A 6,278-nucleotide genomic window follows, 5' to 3' on the forward strand; every position below is an offset into this window, starting at 1 on the left:
TTCCCGAAAAGCTGGAACCACTTGTGCTTTTGCGGGCAGCGGGTGGCGGGAAACGGGCGGCGGCATTTTCCCAGTCTGAATAAAATGATGAAGTTATTTCGGGACAATGCCTTAGGGGCGCCCGGCGAGGGGCGCCCGGCGAGGATACTCTTTCGATTACGGACAGGCTGCGGACATCATTTTCAGCGATTCTATCTCGTCCGCCCAGAGCGTCTCATCAATGGTTTCCAGAACCATGGGAATGCCATCAAAACGGCTGTCAGCCATGATATAGCGGAACACCTCCCAGCCAATCTCGCCCTGGCCAAGGCTGTGGTGCCGGTCTTTTCGTGAGCCCAGTGCGCCTTTGGAGTCATTCAGGTGCATGCCTTTCAGGTAGTGAAAACCAATGATTTTCTCAAATTCGGCAAATGTTTTCTGGCAGGCCTCCTGAGTGCGAAGGTCGTAACCGGCAGCAAAAGTGTGGCAGGTATCCAGACAGACACCAACACGGCTTTTGTCGTCAACCTGGTCAATGATTTCGGCGATTTCTGCAAACTGCCACCCCAGGTTGCTGCCCTGGCCTGCGGTATTCTCAATCACCGCGATCACTCCCTGGGTTTGCTCAAGCGCCATATTGATGGATTGGGCAATGTTGCCCAGGCAGTCCGATACCCCGATTTTTCTCAGGTGGCTGCCCGGGTGAAAGTTAAGTCGGTCAAGACCAAGCTGCATGCACCGTTCCATCTCATCAATAAATGCCAGCCGGGACTTTTCCAGTGCTTCCGGCTCCGGATGGCCCAGGTTGATCAGATAACTGTCGTGGGGAAGAATTTGTTGCGGCTGGAAATGGTATTGTTCACAACGCTCCCTGAATAACTCAATGCTCTTCATTGAGAGTGGTTTGGCATGCCACTGTCTTTGATTTTTGGTGAACAGGGCAAAGGCGGTTGCGCCTAATTCATGGGCATTCACCGGGGCATTTTCGACACCGCCGGCGGCACTGACGTGTGCTCCAACGTATTTCATTGATTGGGACTTCCTGTGGGTTCTATTCGATCATTCATCTCTCTGGATAACCATTGCATGTAGTGAACCCGGGTTTCTGTGAGTTCATTGGGCAGGTGATGTCGGGCACCCTCCAGCCAGAGTATTCTGGGAGCGCGATACAGCTGTCCTAAAACCTGAATATTGTAGGGTCCATCCACGGTGGTGTCATTGGTGCCCTGCAGGATCAGCGGGCTTAACGGGATTTGTTCAGTAGATGACTCTATTTTCCGGATCCAGCGGTCCAAAGCAGAGACCCACTGTGTGGGTAACACGGTTGGAGCCAGTGGATCATTGTGCGCTTTGTTCAGGAAGTTTTTATCCCGGCAGTTATCTTTGAACTTCCTGGGAATCTGGTGGATAAATGGCCTGACCAGATAGAGCTGGAGTCGGCTGAGCTGCCATAACCGGGGCCGAACCAGTGGTGCAGAAAAAATCACTTGTTCAAAAGGCATGGGCATGCCTTGTCGGGTGCTGTGATTCAGCAGCTCCGTGATAATGGCGCACCCCGTGCTCTGACCGTAGGCAAGCCATGGCCTGGGGAGTATTGACTGGCTGTGATGCATTACATCTTCCAGAACCAGGCGATAGTGTTCAAAGTCTTTGATGGTGGCCGGTTGTCCACTGGAAAGCCCGTGGCCGGGAAGATCGTAGGCCAGGACGTTGTAACCTTCTTGCAGAAAGAAGCGGATAATATGCCCGAACAGGCCGACATGGTCATAATAGCCATGGAGGAGAAACAGAGAGCCTTTCGCTCCGGCTCTGGTGTATAAGTGGCAGGCAATGCGGTAATCCGTACTGTTTATATACCCCAGGTAATGCTGGATACCGGCGATGCTGTTTTCCAGGTCAATGTTGTAATACTCAAAGTATGCCTGTTCGTGAGGAGTCGGGGTCATCAGGTCATACGAGAGCGGACGCATATCAGAGATAAGCTTCAGTTTGTCCATTAACCCTCTTCAGAAACTTTCTGCAGGTCTTTCAAAGGAACTTCTATCTCTTTTCTGGCGACAACCTGTTCCTTAACGCCGTCGTCAGTACGCAGACTTTCGATGAATTGGATAAGAATAATTCCACGGTCCATGTTTATACCTTTTACAAACGTACTTTCAAGGTGTTGGAACAGAGGGTTGTCATAAAGTACCGACTCTCCTTCCTTGAAGCGTATGGTGGCTGGCTTCTCATCGGGAATGCAGCCATTGTGTTTCCAGACAAATGCCTCAATCTGGTCGATCAGCTGATCGCCGTCAGGTATCGGCCTGGGCAGTAACTTCCTCAGATCCTCTTTGGGAAGGCGCCCTTCATTATAGAGTTTTTGAGTGATCCTGTTGAAATGGACTACTTGAATGATTCCCCGGGTTGAACGGATCTTGTGATAAGAGGGAAGGTCTTTCTTACCTAACCTGATGAACAAATAGCCCGGAAACAGGGGGGAGCGAACACTTTTTTCCTGAATGAGCGGACAGTAGGCCTCAAATCCCTGGTGCTCAAGATTATCCCGTGCACGAATCTCTTCCCGGTGTTTGGCTTTCAGCAGATACCAGCCGTGTTTCAAAACCGCTTCCTTAGATGACATGTTCAATCCTTTTGGTGAGGTTTCTGTAACCAACAGGATCATCCGATCTACAGGTGTCCAACGGGATCATTCTACAGGACTCAATTCTTCAGACAATACTCAATAGGAGAGCCCAGTAAGGAAAGACTATTTTGTCAGGACAGCAAGTAAACCAGGTAAACAAGGGGGAGGGGAGATACCGGAAGAAAATAAATTTCTTCCGGGTTAATCGACTGATTAACGTTTGGCAGCTTCTTCGAGCATGGCTACCGCCGGCAGAACCTTACCTTCGACAAACTCAAGGAAGGCACCGCCACCGGTGGAAATGTACGACACTTTATCTTTAATGCCGTACTTGTCGATAGCGGCCAGGGTATCGCCACCGCCAGCAATGGAGAAAGCGTCAGAATTGGCAATGGCCATGGACAGTGAACGTGTACCTTCACCGAACTGATCAAACTCGAAAACCCCCACCGGACCATTCCACAGGATGGTTTTTGCAGCGGTCAGAACGTCGGCAAACAGTTTCTGGGTTTCAGGGCCTACGTCAAAGATCATGTCGTCATCTTCAACGTCGTCAACAGACTTGATGATGGCAGGCTCGTTCTCATCGAACTTCTTGCCGCAGATCACATCGACTGGCATCGGGATGTCGCACTTGGCCATCAGGGCTTTGGCCTGGGGGATCAGGTCTGCTTCATAGAGAGACTTGCCAACATTTTTGCCGGCAGCCGCCAGGAAGGTATTGGCGATACCGCCACCAACGATCAGCTGGTCACAAACGCCAGACAGCGACTCAAGAACCGTCAGCTTGGTGGAAACCTTGGAGCCACCAACGATCGCTGTCATTGGGCGTTGGGGTTTATCCATGGCCTTGCCAAGTGCGTCCAGCTCAGCCGCCAGCAGTGGGCCGGCACAGGCAACAGCGGCAAACTTGCCAACACCATGGGTAGAAGCCTGGGCACGGTGCGCGGTGCCAAAGGCATCCATCACATAGATATCGCACAGGGCGGCCATTTTGCGGGACAGCGCTTCGTCGTCCTTGTTTTCGCCGACGTTGAAACGACAGTTTTCCAGAATAACCAGCTCTCCGTCGGCCACGTCAAAACCACCGTCAACCCAGTCCCTGACCAGGCGAACGTCCTTGCCCAGCAGGTTGCCAATATAGTCGGCCACCGGCTTCAGGGAGAACTGTTCTTCATACTCACCTTCGGTTGGGCGACCCAGGTGAGAGGTCACCATCACGCGGGCACCGGCTTCCAGGGCCTGTTTGATGGTTGGCAGAGACGCCAGGATACGGGCGTCACTGGTGACCTTGCCGTCTTTTACCGGAACGTTGAGGTCTTCGCGGATCAGTACACGCTTACCGGCCAGAGCCAGATCGGTCATTTTTAAAACGTTCATGGGGAGCCCTCTTGATATTCACTCATGGCTGGGTTCCCAGGGGTAAGCACAGTGTTGGCAATGCCGACCCTGGAGAAATTGCCGGGGATAACTGAAGTCAACAAAATCAGGGAATAACGAAAAAACGATGGGGACAATAACACATAAATGACGCTTCAGGTATTCATTGATGCGCTCTAATGACGTTAATCAAGCGGTGTCTCAAGGGTTTTCGAAGGGTCACATATTTTCTGGTGAATGTTGTTTAAAAGCGTTAATGAAAACTGGAATAGCCGGTTGCTATTTATGCAGCAGTTTATGCAACACCAGCTTTTGCAACAGCAGCTTTTGCAACAGCAGCGAGCCAGTAACCCGCAACATCCAGCATACGATTGGCAAACCCCCATTCATTGTCAAACCAGCATAGCAGCCTGACCAGCCGATTGGCTGAAACCTGGGTCTGCGTTCCGTCAACGATGCATGAGCGGGCATCATGGTTGAAATCCACTGAGGCATGGGGCTCATTGGTAAAACCCAGTATCCCTTCAAGACGGCCAAAGGTTGCCTGTTGCAGAATGCGGTTGATCTCTGTCGCTGAGGTGTCCCTGCTGAGCTGTACCGTAAGATCGATACAGGAAACATTAATGGTGGGGACCCGGACGGCACTGGTTGTAAATCGCCCGCTGAGTTCAGGCAGCAAACGGTCAATGCCTTTGGCCAGGCCCGTATCAACCGGAATGATGGAGTGCAGGGCGCTGCGGGTCAGGCGCAGGTCGTTCTGGTGATAGGCATCAATAACCGGCTGGTCATTCATGGCGGAATGAATGGTGGTCATGGAGCCGTAGTCGATCCCGAGGGTGTCATGCAGCGTTTTGAGCACAGGCACAATGCAGTTGGTGGTGCAGGATGCGCTGGAAACAATGCGGTGCCAGGGGCTTAGCTGTTCCTCATTGATACCATAAACGATGGTGGCATCCACGTCAGGTTTCGCTGGCTGGGAAAAGAGCAGGCGGGAAGCGCCCTTGTCAATATGGAGGTTTGCGGTTGTCCGGTCATTAAAGGAGCCTGAGCATTCCAGCAGCAGGTCAATGTTCTGGTCTTGCCAGTTGATTTCCCGTGGATCCGGCTGGTTAAAAACCCGGATGCGGTCATCGCCGATAAACAGGTGGGTCTCGTCTGCAGATACCTGGCCCGGAAAACGGCCGTGGGTGGTATCGTATCGCGTCAGGTAGGTCAGCGTGTCGATATTGGCCAGCTCATTGATGGCAACCACTGCCATCCCGTGAACAGGATGGTCACGATAACCATTTTCATAGAGTGCCCGCAGCACACACTGGCCGATTCGCCCATACCCGTTGATAGCTACCCTGTAGGTCATTGCTTGATGGTTCCGGCTGTTGTTGGCTCAGCCATTGTACCGGAAAATATCGGGAAGTGACCAATCTCTGAACATCTCTCGCCCGGGTTCCGGTCAACAATTATTCATTTTTTTTCATCAATGAAACCTTTAGATATTCGCACACTCTGAGGGAATACTAATGAATTAAAGAGGTGATTTATGATTTCTGGTAACCACTCGATACACACTAAAAATAGCTTGGGAGCTGCTCAGGGTGATCCAGCTTATTCTGATTCTGGCAGCGGGTACGGCCGAACTATCAAGGTGCTTCAAGATGGTAGCGATGGTAAAAAAACTGTTCACCCTACCGGCCAGTCAGAACTTTTCAATAATACCTTTACTCATTATGCGTCAAGTGCGGTTTCGGCACCGGTTACTAAAATGAGCTCAGGGACGGTCAATGTAAGTCCTGATAATGGCTTGAGACTGGCTTCGCATGATCTGGTAGCGTGTCATATTTCATTGGAAAGAGGGCATTCAGCAGTTTTTGGAGTTCTTAATGGGATGTTGATGCATAGCTCAGTGACTCCCGGGCTGTCTTATTGCAGGAAGCAACTGGATATTCTTAAAACCAAAGAACCATTTGATGAACAATCCTTTCTGGAATTGGCAGAACTTTTATCAAAACCTGCGTAAAGCATCGCCCAGTCGGGCGGTGATATAAGCAACAAGTCGGAATGCCGAACCACCGTAGAGGGCTTGCAGAACCGGAAGCCTTAAGTATTTACAGGTGTTTAGTATTTCTGTAATATTACGGCATGAAAACAAAACGTGCCTTTAAAGAAAGATTCTACCCAACACCTGAGCAGGAAGCACTCCTTGCTCAGTCCTTTGGCTGTGGCCGTTTTGTTTATAACAACACTCTCTGGTTCCGCACTGATGCCTACTACAAAGATGGGCAATCTATCTCCCATT

At 50.9% G+C, this 6,278-nt stretch carries 7 protein-coding genes; 2 read left to right on the top strand and 5 right to left on the bottom strand.

The genetic code is table 11. The features are described 5' to 3' along the window. Nucleotides 1-156: 156 nt before the first annotated feature. The 5 genes from nfo to KDK13_RS08675 all read right to left on the bottom strand — a co-directional run bounded on the left by nfo (nucleotide 157) and on the right by KDK13_RS08675 (nucleotide 5,342). Nucleotides 157-1,008, bottom strand: a complete 852-nt coding sequence (gene nfo / locus KDK13_RS08655) for a deoxyribonuclease IV (RefSeq protein ID WP_257284578.1) — start codon at nucleotides 1,006-1,008, stop codon at nucleotides 157-159. Next, on the bottom strand, nucleotides 1,005-1,976 hold the full coding sequence (locus KDK13_RS08660) for an alpha/beta hydrolase (RefSeq protein ID WP_257284579.1): 972 nt from the start codon (nucleotides 1,974-1,976) through the stop codon (nucleotides 1,005-1,007). Before KDK13_RS08660 ends, nfo begins: the two co-directional genes overlap by 4 nt. Then, a complete protein-coding gene (locus KDK13_RS08665; protein ID WP_257284580.1) occupies nucleotides 1,976-2,602 on the bottom strand; it encodes a transcription termination/antitermination NusG family protein in 627 nt (208 codons plus the stop codon). The genes KDK13_RS08660 and KDK13_RS08665 overlap by 1 nt, the downstream gene beginning before the upstream one ends. A 216-nt stretch (nucleotides 2,603-2,818) precedes the next feature. After that, on the bottom strand, nucleotides 2,819-3,985 hold the full coding sequence (locus KDK13_RS08670) for a phosphoglycerate kinase (RefSeq protein WP_257284581.1): 1,167 nt from the start codon (nucleotides 3,983-3,985) through the stop codon (nucleotides 2,819-2,821). Between the two features lie 295 nt (nucleotides 3,986-4,280). Beyond that, a complete protein-coding gene (locus tag KDK13_RS08675; RefSeq protein ID WP_257284582.1) occupies nucleotides 4,281-5,342 on the bottom strand; it encodes a type I glyceraldehyde-3-phosphate dehydrogenase in 1,062 nt (353 codons plus the stop codon). 180 nt (nucleotides 5,343-5,522) lie between these two features. Between KDK13_RS08675 and KDK13_RS08680 the strand changes: the two genes are divergently transcribed. Further along, a complete protein-coding gene (locus KDK13_RS08680; protein WP_257284583.1) occupies nucleotides 5,523-5,999 on the top strand; it encodes a hypothetical protein in 477 nt (158 codons plus the stop codon). Nucleotides 6,000-6,121: 122 nt separating this feature from the next. Then, the coding region (locus KDK13_RS08685; protein ID WP_257284584.1) for a helix-turn-helix domain-containing protein at nucleotides 6,122-6,278 on the top strand (157 nt) is incomplete at its 3' end.

The organism is Endozoicomonas sp. SESOKO1, assembly GCF_024606265.1.
Lineage (GTDB): Bacteria > Pseudomonadota > Gammaproteobacteria > Pseudomonadales > Endozoicomonadaceae > Endozoicomonas.